Origin of the sequence: Aeromonas sp. FDAARGOS 1418, assembly GCF_019048585.1 — a bacterium.
GTDB lineage: Bacteria > Pseudomonadota > Gammaproteobacteria > Enterobacterales > Aeromonadaceae > Aeromonas > Aeromonas caviae.
This window is the reverse complement of the sequence record NZ_CP077387.1, coordinates 1,591,793-1,607,349: the sequence shown is the minus strand read 5'-3', so window position 1 is coordinate 1,607,349 and position 15,557 is coordinate 1,591,793. Positions and strand designations below refer to the sequence as shown.

Below are 15,557 nucleotides of genomic sequence, written 5' to 3'. Positions count from 1 at the left end.
CCAACTTCATCTGGTGATGCCCGGCAAAATCAGTTACAAAAAAGGCCTCTGTCACCACGGTGAGCGTTCACGCCATGGCCGCCTCACTGCTGCGTTTCCTCCCCCGTCGATGGTTCACCCGGCTTGGCTGGCTCTGCCTGGCCCTGATGGGGCTCGGATTGGTGTGCAACTACACCTACCTTCGTATCAGGCACGACATGGCGCTCATCACCGCCAAGCAGCCCAACCTGTTCGAGGTGTTCTATCAGCGGGCTCGCATCCTGGCGCCGGAGAAACTGGCCGCCTTCATCGACAACAGCAGCATCAAGATGCCCATTTTCAGCGAGAACGGGGATGCGACGGCCTATGCCTATGGCTATGATCTCCCCACCCTGAAGCGCCTGGCGGTCATTCCCGTGTTGCCCCCGGCCAACCAGATGCTCCTCGCCTACCAGTACGTCATCTCCAACCCCGAGGTCCTCAACCTCTACGCCTTCTATGATGATCGCCGCATGCTTGGCATGGTCGCCAGCAAGGGGATGCTGCCGAGCCAGTTGTTGCCCATCAACACCGACCTCAGCGACATCGAGCCCTGGACCCACTATTTCGGCTGCGCCTTTTTCGCAGCCACCCATGTCCCCTGCAGCACGGATGAAGCCTGGGTCTCCGGTCTCTATACCGACACCTTCACCGGGTTGCAGGCCATCACCCTCTACTTCCCCTTCATCTATTACGAGCCCGCCATCAAGGACTACCGCTATGGGCTCAAGGGCATCGACATCGCCGTCGACCGGGCGTTCAAGGAGGTGCTGCGCCCCTTCGAACATCTCAACCCGACCCGGACCGTCCTCTCCTTCGAGGAGGTCGAACCCTGCCGTCCGTTCCACCTCTGCCTGAGTACGCCGCTGATGCGCACCAAGGCGGGCAGCGACCTCTATCTCAAGTGGTCATACAGCTACGGTGACTTTGCCCGGGCCGTGCTCTACGGGCCGGCCTTCAAGATCTATCTCATCGTCATGCTGCTGATGCTGACGGGGCGCAGCCTGGTTACCCGCCTGCGCACCCTGGCCCAGACCGACCACCTGACCCGACTGCCGCGCCGTGACATCCTGAACGAGGCGCTGCTGCAGGAGCACGACTACCTGATGATCCTCGACATCGACAACTTCAAGTCCGTCAACGATACCCATGGCCACGGGGTGGGTGACCTGGCGCTCGTCGCCTTCGCCGCTCACCTCAAGGCCAATATTCGCAGGGGCGATGTCGCCATTCGCTGGGGCGGGGAAGAGTTCATCGTGCTGTTCAAGGGGATGGACGATGACAACATGATGCATCACTCCGCCGCCCGCCTGCTGGAGCGGCCATTGCGCATCCCCGAGCTGCCCGCCCCCATCACCTTCTCCGCCGGAGTGACCCGCATTCGCGATTACCTGACGGTGACCGAGGCGGTGCAACTGGCCGACGATCTGCTCTATCACGTCAAGCAGCACGGCAAGCGCAATATCGCCTATTACCAGGGGCAGACCATCTGCCTTGTCCGCGATCCAGGCGCCGATTCGGCCCCCTGAGCGCCCCGGCTTCTGCCGCACCCCCGCTATCTGTTACCATCCCGCCACGCTGATTGTTTCCGTCCCTGCCACGGGGCAGGATAACCCCATACTGGTGCCCTATGTCCATTGCCTCCTTCGCCGAACTGGCCCTCTCCCCCCGCTTGCAGCAAACCCTGACCGATCTTGGCTACGCCACCCCCACCCCGGTACAGGCCAGCGCCATCCCCCTGATCCTCGCGGGGCGGGATCTGATGGCGGGCGCCCAGACCGGCACCGGCAAGACCGCCGCTTTCGTGCTGCCGCTGCTGGAGCAGTTGCTGCAACACCCGACGAGCGATGGCCCTCGCCCCATCCGCGCCCTGGTGCTGGTGCCGACCCGCGAGCTGGCGGTGCAGGTTGCCGAGAGCGTCACACGCTACGCCAGAGGCACCGACCTCACCAGCACGCTGGTCTACGGCGGGGTGAGCATTGCGGCACAGGTGGAGGCGCTGAACGCCGGGGTGGATATCCTCATCGCCACCCCGGGCCGCCTGCTCGATCACCTGCGCCAGGGGGCGCTGAGCCTCGCAGCCCTGCGCCATCTGGTGTTTGACGAGGCGGACCGGATGCTCGACATGGGCTTTATGGACGAGATCAAGGCGCTGCTAAAGCAAATCCCGGCGGATCGCCAGACCCTGCTGTTTTCGGCCACCTGCGATGACAACCTCTTTGCCCTCTGCAAGGTGCTGCTGCGCGACCCGGCGCTGGTGGAAGTGGCACCGCGCAACACCACGGCGGCCGAGGTGGAGCAGCGGGTCTATGCGGTGGACAGCGATCGCAAGGTGGCACTGGTCCAACACATGCTGACCGTGAAGGGCTGGGCACCGGCGCTGATCTTCAGCCGCACCCGACAAGGGGCCGACAAGCTGGCCCAGCAGCTTGGCAAGGGGGGCATCAATGCGCTGGCCTTCCACGGGGATCTATCACAGAGCGCACGGGAAAACGTGCTGCTGGCGTTTCGCGCCGGCACCTTGCAGGCGCTGGTGGCCACCGACGTGGCGGCTCGCGGCCTCGATATCAGCGATCTCAACCATGTGATCAACCTGGAGTTTCCCCATCAGCCCGAGGATTATGTCCACCGCATCGGGCGCACCGGCCGCGCCGGCAACAAGGGGCTCGCCATCACCCTGTTCAGCCCCGAAGACGCGCCGCTTCTAGAGAAGGTGGAGGCAGTGCTCGACACCCGTCTGCCCCAGCAGTGGTTCCCGGGCTTTGAGCCGGATCTCACCCGCTTCGACCCCGAGCCGCGCCGCGCCAGCAAGGGCGCCCAGAAGCAGAAGGCCAGAAAGCAGGCCCTCGCGGGCAACAAGGGCGGCAAGGGACGAACATCCTGACACGACTGTTTGCTGGGGCAGCCATGTGGCTGCCCCAGCATCACCACTCTCCAGACGCAGGCCTGTGGGGTGACGCCAACCGCTTTCCTGCCCCCCTGTTCTACTCCGCGCCCTCCTCCTCAGTCCGCTTGCCCTGACCCGGCGACCCTTTGCCACACTCTGCTACAAAAGAGGTAGTCAGGGGGCACACTTTCGCCACAAAGCAGGCGTGCAATGGAGGCATGGACAAGGAGGACATCATGAAACCCGCATCCCTCGTCTGGGCCCTGCCCCTGACCCTCACCCTGCTCTGGCTCGCTGGCCTCACCCAGTGGCCCGCCGGTCTCTGGCCCTGGCGCCACGAACTGCTGATCCTGACCGGTCTGATTGGCCTTGGCGCCATGACCCTCTCTTTGCTGCTCGCCCTGCGCCTGCCCAGGCTCGAAGCCTGGTGCGGCGGGCTGGATCGCATGTTGCACCTGCATCGCAGCAGCGCCCTCTGGGCCACCGGCACCCTGGTGGCCCACTGGCTGCTGGTGGAGGCCCCCAAGTGGGCTGTCGCCGCCGACTGGCTGACCCGGCCGGTGCGCCGCGGTGCTGGTGCTGGTGCTGGTGCTGGTGCTGGTGCTGGTGCTGGTAACGATGCCCTCTGGCACAGCCTCGGCAATACCCTGGGGGAATGGAGTTTCTATCTGCTGCTGGCGCTGGTGGTGGTAAGCCTGCTGGCGGTGGTGCGCTACGAGCGCTTCAAGGTGGTTCACCGGCTGGCCCCGGTCATCTATCTGATGGGCTGGCTGCACGGGCTCTGCCTGCTGCCGCGCATCGGCGCCCTGACCCCGGTCGGCCTGACCCTGCTTATCGGCGGCGGACTGGGTGCCCTGGGGGCGCTCTACTCCCTGTTTGGCCGGGTGGGACGGGACGCACGCCGCCAAGGGGCTGTCAGCGCCCTCACTCCTCTGGACGAGCGCACCCTGGAGATCCGGGTTGGCCTCACCGCGCCCCTGCACGGCTATCGCCCGGGACAGTTCGCCTTCTTCGACTTTGCCGGGCGCGGCGAGCCCCACCCTTACACCCTGGTCAATGTCTCGGCAGACTGCCGCACCCTGACTTTGGCGGTGCGCGCCCTCGGGGATCACACCCGCTGGCTGCATCGCCACCTCAAGGTCGGCGATGCGGTCACCGTGACCGGCCCCTATGGCGCCTTCGCCCTGCCGGATCCGGCCCCCGCGCTCTGGGTGGGCGCCGGTATCGGCATCACCCCCTTCGTCGCCTGGCTGGAGGCCCTGGTACGCCGTGGTGAACAACGCCCCGGCACCACCTTGCTGCAATGCGCCCCCACCGCCGAGGCCGCCCCCTATCACGGTCGGCTGGCCGAGCTGTGCCGCCGGGCCGGGGTCGAGTACCAATTGCACCTGGAATCCGAGCGCGGCCGACTGAATCTGGCCGCCCTGGGCAAACGCCAGCACACCCCGGTGTGGTTCTGCGGCCCCGAGCCCATGGCCCAGAGCCTGGATGCCCACCTGGCCACCCCGCTGCACCGGGAGCTGTTTCGCTTTCGTTGACGGGCCAGTCGGTGCAGCCAGCCATCGGCTGCGCCGTTTTTCCGGTGCGAGGCGCACTCGGGCCGGCAAACAGCAAGATTGTCCAAGCGAGAGGCACAGGCTTGGGGCTAGATTAGGGGGGCAGTCTGGTACAGGAGGGAAAGATGGCGCAGGACAACCAGTTCATATTCGCACACAGTCAGCACCTGGCGAGCCTGACTGCGCTGCGGGTCAACATGACGGAATTTCGCTACGACCGTCACGCCCACGAGGAGTACTCCTTCGGGGTCACTCTGGCCGGGCGGCAGAACTTCTTCTGCCACGGTGGAGCCCACTCCAGCCCGGCAGGCAGCGTCATCCAGTTCAATCCCGGGGATGTTCACGACGGCCATGCCGGGGACAACGCCAGCCTCGACTACACCATGCTCTACATTCCACCCCACGAACTCACTCCGCTGTTTGCCGATGCCGCGGGCGAGCGGGCAATGGGGACCTACCGGTTGTTGCAGCCCCTGGTGCGCGATGAGGCGCTGAGCGCCTGCATCCTCGAGCTGGCCCAGGCGGTGCGCGGCCAGGCCGACAGCATAGAGCAGGAGTTTGCCCTCTATCGCCTCGCCACCCGGGTGATGCAGCAGGCGGGACGTTTTGAGCCCAATGGCCGGGTGAGCCGCATCGATCGCCTCCTGTTGCAGGCCAGGGACTTTATCCACGCCCACTTCCAGCAGGATATCTCCCTGGCCGACATCAGCGCGGCGGCCAACATCTCCAAGTACCACTTCCTGCGGCTGTTTCGCCAGCAGCTTGGCATTACCCCCCATCAATACGTGATCAACTGCCGCATCAATGCCGCCCGGCGCGCCTTGGCCGCCGGAGAGTCGGCGCAGGATCTGGTGTACCGCTACGGGTTCACCGATCTCAGTCACCTCAACCGTCGCTTCAAGCGCATCTATGGCATGACCCCCACCCAATACAGCGCCAGCCTGATCCGCTGAGCCCAAGGAACACCCCATGATTGAGCTTCTCGCCTATGCCATCGGCATCATGTATACCCCAGGCCCCGTCAACCTCATCGGCCTCAATGCTGGCCTGGGCGGCCGCACCCGCTCCTCCCTTGGCTTCTTCCTCGGGGTCGGCATCGCGATGTTCGTGCTCCTGCTGCTCTTTGGCTGGGCGGGCACTCGCCTGGTGCGGGAAGATACCCTGATCTATGTCAGCCTGGTGGGGTGCCTCTATATCACCTACCTCGCCATCAAGATCGCCAGCGACAGCGGCGAGCTCGGTGCCAGCGAGGCGCCTGCCCGCCCTCTGGGGGTGCGCAGCGGCTTCGTCATCCAGCTGCTCAACCCCAAGGCGATGATCGCCACCCTGCCCATCACCAGCATCCAGTTCCCGGCAGCCCAGATCCACGGCTGGAGCCTGCTGCCCTGGTCCCTGCTGCTCGGCCTGCTGGCCGCCGGCGCCCCCGGCAGCTACTCGATGGCGGGCAGTCTCATCGGACGTCATCTTCAACATCCTCGCTGGTTCAGGTACTTCAACCTGCTGATGGCCGCCCTGCTGCTCTACAGCGCCATCGCCCTGGCCTACCAGCATGTCTATCTGCCGCTGGCCGGCTGAAGCGGCGAAGCGCCCCATCAAGAACCCCGGTGACACACCCACCTATGCCGGGGTGTCGCCTTCGCCGAGCAGACACAGGCCCGGCACTGCTGCACCGGCCTTTTCGGGTCATTTTCGCCATGGGCTGACTATCCTCAACAGGGTCTTGTGCCCAATATGGAGCTACCCATGGATCGCTACTACAAACACCTGGCCATCAGCGGCCTCATCTCCTTCGGAGGCCTTGCTCTGGTACTGCTGCTACAAACCATCCCCCTCATGTCCAACATCATGACCGCCATCTTCTTTGCCGGATCGGTGGGGGCCGTCATCAACAACTATTACCGCCTCGCCAGGCTGCACGACAGCGGTGCCATCGCCCACATCAGCCAACCCCGGGTGATCGTGACGCAGTTTTATGTTTCCCTGCTCTTTTCCGGCATTCTCGGTTTTATCGCCTACGGGCTCTTTGCCAGCAGCCTGCTCCAGGGGGACCTGTTTCCCAAGTTCAAACACATGGAGCATCCCTATGTCTCCTTGCAGACTCTGCTGACCCTGGCCTCTCCTGCAACCAATCTGGATGCCGCCAAAGCCGTCATCTGGGCCTTTATCGCCGGTTTTTCCGAGCGATTCGTCCCCAATGCCATCGACGCCCTCACCAAGGCCGTCCCCCCTTCCGGGCAAGACACCCCGGGATAAGGGCCCGGGCAAATAGGAGCATTGCCACCCTGGGTGCAGACCGGACTACCCGGCATCCGGATGCAACACGCTGGCGCCGCCTGTTGTTCTCGTATCGCCATCACGGGCCAGCACCTTACCCCCCGGCGTCAGTGCAGCAATACGATTTCATGACCAAAACCCTCATTCGGGTATTGATGCATTCGGAATGAATAAGCATTATCTTGCCGCCCCTGGTCATGGATAAGAATGTTGTATGTCCTTTGATAAAAAGCACGGTGAGTTCATCTTCAATGTGCAGGAACACCTGGTCACCTGCGAGCTGATCGGCCCTTTCAATGAAGAGGGTATGCTGGCGTGGATTGCACAGATAAAGTCCGTGGTGAACAGCCTGGACGGTAAGCGTTTCTGCGCTCTGGTGGACCATCGCCAGCATCAGGGGGTGGTGCTCTCCGCCCTGCCCCATCTGCAAGAGACCTATCAGTGGCTGACCCAGAAGAATCTGGTGGCCATCGCCTCCCTCTATTCGGCCAAGGTGCTCCATCACATCGCCCTCTCCTGCCTCTCTCTCACCCACCCTGACCATATCCGGGCATTCAACGACCCCCAAGAGGCCATCGCCTGGCTGGATGCGCAATATCGGGCTCAGTGACCAACCCGGCCTGGTGTGATGCTCAACACCAAACGCAGTAGCCAGCCCGACCTGTGTTGATGCGCACTGTGCCGTGACGTCACCGGCCCGCTCTGGTTAAAAAGGCCGGTATCAACTCCCTCAGGTGCCACGCCCGGCAACAACCGATGGCAGAGCCCTCAGCGGCAGCAAATTAGTGTCCGTCTGGAGCGCCGCAGCCTGGCCGACTAGCTGCCCCGGCACGGCAGCATCTCGTTCAAGGGCCATCCCCGCCGCACGCACGCTGTCGCCCCAGAAGCTCGCCACCAGTATCAAGGCCCCGGCCAACCCGCACTTTATCCAACCTTTCATCATCTTGCTCCCTCGCTCCGACCGGCCCCTCGTCACCCCTGTGACAAGCCGGGCCCATTTATCAGTGGGCAGAAAATACGGGGGATTTATGAGGGGAAAATGAGGTTGTGTGAAGTCTCGGTGAAGTCAGGGGAAATCAGCAGCGAACCACGACAAACATGGCTGTTGGTGGCGCGGAGAGTAGAGAGAGGGAAATGATCAAAGTGAATCGCCCCCAGTTCCCTAGACACCTCACAGCCTTAAAATGAGGCAACTATTGGAGGTGTTATGACCCGTCAGCGTTATCCAGAAACATTCAAAATAGAAGCCGTTAAACAAATCACCGAGCGCGGGCGGCCGGTGGCTGACGTTGCACGTGCCATCGGGGTATCCAGCCACAGCCTGTATGCATGGCTCAAGCAGTACGGTAAGCCTGCTGACCAGCAGATAGAAGAGTCTGCCTTGCAAGCCGAGATCCGCCGCCTGAAAACTGAACTGCGCCAGGTCACCGAGGAGCGCAATATTCTAAAGGAGGCCGCCGCGTACTTTGCCAGCGAGTCAAGGAAAGGTACGCGTTCATAACCTCCCGACTCGACCGGTACAGTGTCGTTACCCTGTGCCAGACCCTGGGGGTTCACCGAAGTGGCTTCTACGCGTGGTTGAAACAGCCCACATCGCCACGACAGCAGGAGGACGAACGACTGACCGGATTGGTCAAGCAATCCTGGCTGGAAAGTGGTGCTGTCTACGGTTATCGCAAGATCCATCGCGACCTTCGTGACGCAGGGGAAGCCTGCGGCAAGCACCGTGTGGCCAAATTAATGAAGCGGGAGGGACTGCGTTCGCAAACGGGCTATCAACGCCGCAAGGGGCATTATGGAGGCAAGAGCACGCAAGCTGCCCCAAACACGCTGGCACGTCAGTTTAAGGTGCCAGCCCCCAACATCACCTGGGTGACTGACATTACCTACATTCGCACTCAAGAAGGGTGGCTGTACCTGGCGGTGGTGCTCGACCTGTTCTCTCGCCAGATCGTCGGCTGGGCGATGAAGTCACGCATGACGGCAGACTTGGCGGTTGATGCGTTATTGATGGCCGTCTGGCGGCGCAAACCCAAGCAGCCGGTACTGGTGCATTCGGATCAGGGCAGCCAGTTTACCGGTGGTGAATGGCAAGACTTTCTGAAGGCCCACAACCTGAGTTGCAGTATGAGCCGACGGGGTAACTGTCACGACAACGCGGTCGCCGAGAGCTTCTTTCAGTTGCTCAAACGGGAGCGGATCAAGCGCAGGATTTACGCGACAAGAGACGAAGCCCGCAGCGATGTGTTTGATTATATCGAGATGTTTTACAACCCAATCAGGCGTCATGGTTCCAATGATGGGCTGTCGCCGGTAGAGTTTGAAAGGCAGTTTATTTTTCAGCAACAAAGTGTCTAGAAAACCAGGGGCGCTTCAGGTACACATAGCTAATTCGCCATCTGGTCTATCTCTAAACCTTGGACATATAGAACAAAAGCAACTCGAAAGTTTTTTTGATACTGATGGTATGAAAACAAGCTTCTCCAAAAAATATTGTGAACTAGATACGGAAAAGAATGTACCTATCTGGATAAATCAGATTAAAGAATTTCTCGCAAAAAAATAGTCCTGCGGCCCATAGCGTGAAGCTATGGCAGACCTGCTTTATAGGAAAGTTTCTATTAAAAACCACCTGCATTACGCAGGTGGTTTTTTGTTTTATCACCAAATTAACATGGGATATTAATCCCAAAACCTATCACCCCAACGGCGGCGTGCGTGGCGGCACCCTGCGCTTGCTGCCGGTGGACTCGAAAGCCGAAGCGACGCGCAGCAGGTTGTTGTCGTCATAAGCACGACCGGCAAAGGTCAGCCCCACCGGCATACCGATATCGGCCATGACGCCCATGGGGACGGTGACGGTCGGCACGCCGAGGTGGCGAATGGCGAGGTTGCCGTTGGCAACCCAGATGCCGTTGCTCCAGGCGATATCGGCGGAGGCCGGATTCACATCCGCATCAGCCGGGGCGACGTCGGCGACGGTCGGGAACAGCACGGCGTCGAGCTTGAGCCCGTCCATCCACTCTTCCAGATCCAGCTTGCGGGTCTTCTCCAGACCACGCAGGCCGTCCGGCACAGAGGCAATCTCGTCGAAACGCTTGAGACCGCGCTTGGCCATCTTGACGTACTCGTCCATGCCCGCCGCCAGATCCCCCTCGCGGTTCGGCAGGGTGCCCGGATCGTGGGGGAAGATCTTCGGCCCATCGACATCTTCAAGTTTGTTCAACTTGGGATCGCCGTTGGCGCGCAGGAAGTCGTCAAATGCCCAGCCGGAGAGCTCCCACAGCTCGTCGTTGAGAAACTCCGGGCTCACGATGCCGCGATTGAACACGGTCGGCGCGCCGGGTCTGTCCCCTTCGCAGTTGGAAACCAGCGGGAAGTCCACTTCGATGACTTCTGCGCCCGCGGCTTCCAGCGCCTTGCGCGCCTCTTCCCAGAGGGCAATCACGGACGGACGGGTATGGATGCGCTGACCGGTCGGGCCGCCGATGCCGGGATTGTCGCTGGTGCCCGCCAGTTCATCCTTGTTGATAAACATGCGCGGCACGCCGAGGCGCTTGCCCTTGAGGGCATCGGCCTTGGCAGCCAGTTCCAGATAGGAAGCCGGACGCACTTCGGAGGCCTTGGGCAGTTGCACCCAGGGCTGCATGCGCCAGAGATCGCCACGAGTCTCGGCATCGTCGGCGACGACCACATCCAGCACTTCCAGCAGATCGGCCATGGTGCGGGCATAGGGCACGACGACGTCCATGGTCGGGGTCAGGGGCCAGTTGCCGCGCACCGAAATCACGCCACGGGACGGGGTGTAGGCACACAGGCCGTTGTTGGAGGCAGGTCCTCGGCCGCTCGACCAGGTCTCTTCGGCCAGACCGAAGGCGGCGAAGCTCGCGGCGGTGGCGGTGCCGGCGCCGTTGGAGGAGCCGGAGGCAAAGGGCGCGGTCAGGTAGTCGGCGTTGTAGGGGCTCTCGGCACGGCCATAGACGCCGCGCTGCATGCCGCCATTGGCCATCGGCGGCATATTGGTTTTGCCAAGGCAGATGGCTCCGGCGGCGCGCAGGCGTTCAACGGTAAAGGCATCGCGCTGGGCCACCAGATCCTTGAAGGCCGGGCTACCGGAGGCGGCGGTCAGCCCCTTGACCAGATAGCTGTCTTTGGCGGTGTAGGGGATGCCGTCGAGCGGCCCCAGGGTTTCCCCACGGGCGCGGCGCGCATCAGACGCCTCGGCCTCTTTCAGTGCATCGGGGTTGGGCACCACGACGGCGTTGAGGCGGGTTGCTGTCTCGGGGCCGTCATAGGCGGCGATCCGAGCCTGATAGGCCTTGACCAGTTCGACCGCGGTGGTGCGGCCTGATTCGAGCGCATCGCGCAGCTCGGCAATGGAAACCTCGGTCACTTCGATCATTTGGATCTCCTGTAAAGGGTGACGGTTTGTCATGATGATCGCCGCATCAGCACCTGCGACCATCACGTCATCAAGAGATAAAACCCCACGGCGTGGGGTTTTGAATACTAACTAGAACCGGTTTACGACCCGTCGCGAGAGGCCGTCAGCAAGGTGAAGAGCAGCGCAGGAACCGGAGCGTATTAACATACGTGAGCCCTCGGTTTCACATAAGCGAGCAGCAAATGAGCCTTGATCACGGCCTCGCAGCAGGATCGTCATCCGGTTCTTATTTGCCGGAGGGGATCTGCTGAGTAATGCAGTGGATATTGCCACCGCCCAGCAGGATCTCGCGGGCCGGTACGCCGACGACCTTATGCTCCGGGAAGATCTCTTCCAGAATGCGCTGGGCTTCGCCGTCGGTGGCGGCATCCAGCAGCGGATAGACGATGCGATCGTTGGTGATGAGGAAGTTCACGTAGGAACCGGCCAGACGGCCTTCTGCCTCGCGCGGCACACCGGTACCGCTCTCGACGCCGGCAGACTCCTCTTCAGTGCAGAACAGCGGGCCCGGCTGGGGCAGCTTCCACACTTTCAGCTTGCGACCCTTGGCATCGACCGCCGCTTCCAGCACCTTGAGGGCGGCCAGGGAGCGGGCGTACTGGGGATCGTTCTGGTCGTCGGTCCAGTGCAGGGCCACTTCACCTGGGCGCACGAAGCAGCACATATTGTCGATGTGGCCGTCTGTTTCATCCATGTAGACCCCTTCGTCCAGCCAGATAAAGCTGGTGACGCCCAGATAGTCGCGCAGGTAAGCTTCGATCTGCGCTTTGCTCAGGTGCGGGTTGCGGTTTTCGTTGAGCAGGCACTCGGCGGTGGTCAGGCAGGTGCCTTCGCCATCCACATGGATGGAGCCCCCTTCCAGAATGAGCGGCGCGTCGTAACGATCCATGCCGTGCTGTTCCAGCATCCGGGCAGCGACCTCTTCATCCTGGTTCCACGGGTAGTAGAGACCACCCTTGTGACCGCCCCAGGCGTTGAAGCCCCAGTCCACCCCACGGCACTCGCCTGCGGCGTTGGTGACGATGGTGGGGCCAGTGTCGCGGGCCCAGCAGTCATCGCTGGCCATCTCCACCAGGGTAACGTGGGCAGGCATGATGCCACGGGCCTGCTCCATAAACTGGGCCGGCACCCCCATAAAGACCGGCGTCGCGCCACCGATGGCATCCGCCACCTTGGCGAAGGTGGCCTGGGCGAAGCGACCGGCTTCCCGCCAGTTGTCCGGGCGGAACGGCCAGATCATCCAGACGGCCTGCTGGTGAGCCCACTCGGCGGGCATGGTGAAGCCGTCGGCGGCCGGCGTGGAATTCATGGTCTTGATGCTCATCGCAAGGCTCCTTGCATGGATTGAGGCCCCCGATTTGCCTGGGAACCCTGGAAAAATAAGAGTGGGTCGCAGTGTAAGAAGTTGCGCGCCCATCCATCAAATGAATAGGATTAATTGTCCCATAAACACGGCGAATAATCCCCCCATGAAACTGCACCAGCTCGACCTCAATCTGCTGCTCGCCTTTGACGCCCTGATGACGCAAGGGAGCGTGACCCGCGCCGCCGAATCGCTCTTTATCAGCCAGCCCGCCATGAGCCACTCCCTCGGCCGGTTGCGGGCCTTTCTCGGCGACCCGCTGCTGGTGCGCACGCCCCAGGGGATGCTACCGACTCCCCGGGCCCAGCGCCTGCATCTGGGGGTGCAGCAGGCGCTGCGGCTGCTGGAGCAGCAACTCTGGGAGGAGGACGAGTTCGCGCCGCGCCAGTCGAAGCGCCGCTTCGTGCTCTGCACCACGGATTACGTGGAGTGCGTGCTGATCCCGCCCCTTATCCAGCGCCTCAGGAAGCTGGCGCCGGGCGTCACCATCGAGATCCGCATCCTGCGCGATACCCTGCCCGAAGCCGAGCTGGCGAGCGGCGAAATCGACCTGGTGCTTGGGTTTGACGAGTACATGCAGGTGCCGGGGTATCTGGGCAAGGAGACCTGGCTCACCGAACCCCTGGCCGGGCTGGTGCGCGCCACCCTGGAGCTGGAAGAGGAGCGCATCACCCTCGAGCAGCTAATCGAGATGCCCCATGTGTTCCACTCGCCGCTCGGTACCTCGGAGGCGAGCCTCGACCGCTATTTGCAGAGCCTGGGCCATAGCCGCACCATCTCGGTCAACAGCCAGAGCTATATGTCCGCCGCCGCCATCGTGAGCCAGAGCGATCACCTCTTGGTACTGCCCAGCATGGTGGCCGAGCTGCTCGCCAGCCACTGGCCGCTGAAAAGCCTGCCCCTGCCCGACGACGTGCCGGACTATCACCTCAACTGCGTCTGGCACCCGGTCCACGCCCAGCAACCGGCGTTGATCTGGTTGAAGGCATTGATGAAGGATCTGGTGAATCCGGGCTAAGCGGCAGCGGCTGGCAGTTCCGCCCCCTCATCCCCAACCCTTCTCCCATTCTTTTGTAAATGAGCGGGAGAAAGGGGGCAAAACCCCTGCTGCGAGGGGCATTCCCAGCAACAACAAAGGCTCCCGCGGGAGCCTTTGTTGTTTCCATCCTCGCCATCACGCCCGCAGGGCGCTCATCATCCGGGCAACGACACCGGCCAGCAGAGGGCGGTCGGGGTGACACTGGGCGAAGGTGACCAGTCCCTGGATATGGACCTGCAAGAAGGCGGTCAGGGTGGGGATGTCCCCCTCTTTTGCCAGCTCTCCCTGCGCCTTTGCCAGGGCCAGCTGCCCGGCCAGATCCTGTTCCAGCTCGCCGTAGATGGCCTTGAAGCGAAGGTGCAGCTCCTCGTCCTGCTCCGCCAGCTCCATCAGGGTGCGGGTCAGCAGGCAGGAGCCCTGCAGGGCATCGTCCACCACCTGCTCGAGGAAGGCGTGCAGCCCCGCCAGCGGGCTGGGCTGTGCCAGGCAGCGGCGGCGCAGGGCCCCCTTCTCTGCCACATAGTGATCGACCGCCGCCAGCAGCAGGCCGCGCTTGTTGCCAAAGGCGGCATAGAGGCTGCCCGGGTGCAGGCCGGTTGCGGCCACCAGCTCCTGCATGGTGGTCTTGGCATAGCCTTTGGCGCGAAAGGCTTCCATGGCGTTTCGCAAGACGGCATCCCGATCGTATTCGGCGCTGCGCATGGGGTCTCCGGTGGCAAGGTCCCGCGGGACGGAAAAAACAGGGCGGCAAGTTTACCCCAGCCTCCCCCGTCAATCCATGTTGAATGCTTGCTCAAAAAATACTTGCACACAAACCAAAAAACGTCTTGAATGCCCGTTCAAGAATCACTCCCTCAGGACAGACGATCATGAATACCCTGTTTCAGCCCTATCGCCTCAACGACACTCTCACCCTCGCGAACCGTTTCATGATGGCCCCCCTCACCCGCTGCATGGCGGGCCCGGGTCTGGTGCCCACCGAACAGATGGCCGCCTACTACGGCCGCCGCGCCGACATCGGCCTCATCATCTCCGAAGCCACCATCATCCGGCCGGACGGGCAGGGCTACCCCAATACCCCGGGGCTCTACAGCGCCGAACAGATCGCCGGCTGGAAGAAAGTGACCAGCGCCGTGCATGCCAACGGCGGCAAGATCTTCGCCCAGCTGTGGCACGTGGGCCGTCTCTCCCACCCCTTCTTCCACCACGCCGAAGTGCTGGCCCCCTCCGCCGTCGCCCATGAGGGCACGGTGCCGCGCATGCGCGAGCTGGTCTATCAGGTACCCCGCGCCCTGACCGGGAGCGAAATCGCCCAGCTGGTCGAGGATTACGCCCAGGCCGCCGCCAACGCCATCGAAGCGGGCTTTGACGGGGTGGAGATCCACGGTGCCAACGGCTACCTCATCGATCAGTTCCTGCACCACGCCAGCAACCTGCGCACCGACAACTACGGCGGCAGCCCCGAGAACATGAGCCGCTTCGCCCTCGAGGTAGTGGATGCCATCGCCGCCCGCATTGGCGGGGATCGCACCGGCCTTCGTCTCTCCCCCGGCGCCTATGTGCACCTGGAAGGGGATGCCCGGGATCGCGCCGTGTTCGACCACCTGCTGGCCGAGCTGAACCAGCGTACTCTGGCCTATCTGCACCTGGGTATCTTCGATGACAGCCTCACCTTCGACTACCTGGACGGCCGCGCCTCCGACTACCTGCGTGCCCGCTACGACGGCCACCTGGTGGGGGTGGGCAACTACAGCGCCGAGACCGCGCTCGAGGCCATCGAGGCGGACCGCTTCGACCTCGTCGCCATCGGTCGCCCCCTCATCGCCAACCCGGACTACCTCGCCAAGGTGAAACAGGGCGACGCCCTGGTGCCCTATGCCGACACCATGCTGGCCGAGCTGGTCTAACCCTCGCCGGCACCTTGCCAGACCAAGGATGGGATCCGCGCCCCCGCGCGGGTTTCCAATGTTTGGGCC

At 62.8% G+C, this 15,557-nt stretch carries 14 protein-coding genes; 10 read left to right on the top strand and 4 right to left on the bottom strand.

Translation table 11 applies throughout. The features are described 5' to 3' along the window. Positions 1–74: 74 nt before the first annotated feature. The 7 genes from I6L48_RS07775 to I6L48_RS07745 all read left to right on the top strand — a co-directional run bounded on the left by I6L48_RS07775 (position 75) and on the right by I6L48_RS07745 (position 7,345). Positions 75–1,547, top strand: coding sequence for a GGDEF domain-containing protein (locus I6L48_RS07775; protein ID WP_216987918.1), 1,473 nt, complete (start codon positions 75–77; stop codon positions 1,545–1,547). A gap of 101 nt (positions 1,548–1,648) precedes the next feature. After that, positions 1,649–2,902 carry a DEAD/DEAH box helicase gene (locus I6L48_RS07770; protein WP_216987917.1) on the top strand — a complete coding sequence of 418 codons (1,254 nt, stop codon included), beginning with the start codon at positions 1,649–1,651 and terminating at the stop codon, positions 2,900–2,902. 221 nt (positions 2,903–3,123) lie between these two features. Then, entirely contained in the window at positions 3,124–4,443 is a 1,320-nt protein-coding gene (locus I6L48_RS07765; RefSeq protein ID WP_216987916.1) for a ferric reductase-like transmembrane domain-containing protein, read from the top strand. A 143-nt stretch (positions 4,444–4,586) separates the two neighbouring features. Then, positions 4,587–5,414, top strand: a complete 828-nt coding sequence (locus I6L48_RS07760) for an AraC family transcriptional regulator (RefSeq protein WP_010672934.1) — start codon at positions 4,587–4,589, stop codon at positions 5,412–5,414. A gap of 16 nt (positions 5,415–5,430) precedes the next feature. Further along, a complete protein-coding gene (locus I6L48_RS07755; protein WP_113069666.1) occupies positions 5,431–6,036 on the top strand; it encodes a LysE family translocator in 606 nt (201 codons plus the stop codon). A 168-nt stretch (positions 6,037–6,204) separates the two neighbouring features. Further along, positions 6,205–6,714, top strand: a complete 510-nt coding sequence (locus I6L48_RS07750) for a hypothetical protein (protein ID WP_049637034.1) — start codon at positions 6,205–6,207, stop codon at positions 6,712–6,714. Positions 6,715–6,949: 235 nt separating this feature from the next. Further along, a complete protein-coding gene (locus tag I6L48_RS07745; RefSeq protein ID WP_113069665.1) occupies positions 6,950–7,345 on the top strand; it encodes a hypothetical protein in 396 nt (131 codons plus the stop codon). A 120-nt stretch (positions 7,346–7,465) separates the two neighbouring features. On the opposite strand, the gene I6L48_RS20780 is transcribed toward I6L48_RS07745, so the two are convergent. Beyond that, a complete protein-coding gene (locus I6L48_RS20780) occupies positions 7,466–7,675 on the bottom strand; it encodes a hypothetical protein (protein WP_236758605.1) in 210 nt (69 codons plus the stop codon). Between the two features lie 267 nt (positions 7,676–7,942). On the opposite strand from I6L48_RS20780, the gene I6L48_RS07735 reads away from it, so the two are divergent. Continuing rightward, a protein-coding gene (locus I6L48_RS07735) for an IS3 family transposase (protein ID WP_111736006.1) occupies positions 7,943–9,093 on the top strand; the annotation gives its coding sequence in 2 pieces (ribosomal slippage) (positions 7,943–8,180 and positions 8,180–9,093; 1,152 coding nt in all). A gap of 340 nt (positions 9,094–9,433) precedes the next feature. On the opposite strand, the gene I6L48_RS07730 is transcribed toward I6L48_RS07735, so the two are convergent. After that, positions 9,434–11,137: an amidase gene (locus I6L48_RS07730; protein WP_113069663.1), complete on the bottom strand. Its 1,704-nt coding sequence runs from the start codon at positions 11,135–11,137 to the stop codon at positions 9,434–9,436. Between the two features lie 268 nt (positions 11,138–11,405). Next, on the bottom strand, positions 11,406–12,503 hold the full coding sequence (aguA, locus tag I6L48_RS07725) for an agmatine deiminase (RefSeq protein ID WP_216987915.1): 1,098 nt from the start codon (positions 12,501–12,503) through the stop codon (positions 11,406–11,408). A gap of 145 nt (positions 12,504–12,648) precedes the next feature. On the opposite strand from aguA, the gene I6L48_RS07720 reads away from it, so the two are divergent. Next, positions 12,649–13,560 (top strand): LysR family transcriptional regulator, encoded by a 912-nt coding sequence (locus tag I6L48_RS07720; protein ID WP_039041291.1) that lies wholly within the window; start codon positions 12,649–12,651, stop codon positions 13,558–13,560. A 156-nt stretch (positions 13,561–13,716) separates the two neighbouring features. Here the strand turns inward: I6L48_RS07720 and I6L48_RS07715 are convergent, their stop codons facing one another. Continuing rightward, the gene (locus I6L48_RS07715) at positions 13,717–14,283 is read right to left on the bottom strand and encodes a TetR/AcrR family transcriptional regulator (RefSeq protein ID WP_010672924.1); all 567 of its coding nucleotides are present in this window, start codon (positions 14,281–14,283) and stop codon (positions 13,717–13,719) included. A 167-nt stretch (positions 14,284–14,450) separates the two neighbouring features. Here I6L48_RS07715 and I6L48_RS07710 point away from each other — a divergent pair, with 167 nt between their 5' ends. Continuing rightward, positions 14,451–15,488, top strand: coding sequence for an alkene reductase (locus I6L48_RS07710; protein ID WP_041214552.1), 1,038 nt, complete (start codon positions 14,451–14,453; stop codon positions 15,486–15,488). Positions 15,489–15,557: the final 69 nt, after the last annotated feature.